This window comes from Sphingobacterium sp. SGG-5, assembly GCF_011043525.1.
Classification (GTDB): Bacteria; Bacteroidota; Bacteroidia; order Sphingobacteriales; family Sphingobacteriaceae; genus Sphingobacterium.
Map to the genome: position 1 here is coordinate 1 of NZ_JAAKGO010000029.1, position 701 is coordinate 701.

Consider the following 701-nt stretch of genomic DNA (forward strand, 5'->3'; position numbering starts at 1 on the left):
CCTACGGCCGAATTTCTTATATGTTGAATAATATGGTTACCCCAATTGCTAGTAAGATGAAGTATATAACGATAACTTTGACCGTGTTGCTCGTCGTAATCGGTTATGGAACACAGAGCCGGGCGGTCGCTCAAGGTAAGACCACAAGTATGTCGAAGCGAGATACTTCGTGGTATTCGTATAGTAAACATTATGATGAGCCGTCGGATACCTATTATTTTTTGACCCGTATCAAGCGTAAGGATAAGCATGGGAATCTGAAAAAAATAAAATTAGCACAAAGTACGGTCTTGGAAGGCGAATCGGTACGGCAGTTTGCGGAACGTGTAGGAGCGACGTTGGCCTTCAACGCTTCCATGGGTATAAAAAGAAAGACCACGGAGGAAAAATTATTCCCCGTGGGCATACAAATTGAAAATGGTAAAGTCGTTCAAGAGCGGGAAGCGAAGCGATGGCGGTTTACGTTGGGTATAAAGCCCGATAATGAATTCGTCGTTTACCCTCCTGGAACTACGGCAACAGAAATCCTAAAAGACGGTGTTCAAGACGCGCTAACAGCATTTATCCCCTTGATACAGAATCATAAGGAGGTAGATGATTCAATCCTCAGCTTGACGGGAGCTTTTAAAGCCCAACATCCACGACAGATCATTGCACAGATGGAAAACTTGGACATCATTTTCCTCAGCTGTGGGGGAAGA

1 protein-coding gene is annotated in these 701 nt (G+C 44.2%); it reads left to right on the top strand.

Annotated elements, in window-relative coordinates:
- Positions 1 to 56: 56 nt before the first annotated feature.
- Positions 57 to 701: phosphodiester glycosidase family protein (locus G5B30_RS17115; RefSeq protein WP_165321228.1), on the top strand; the 645-nt coding region annotated here is incomplete at its 3' end.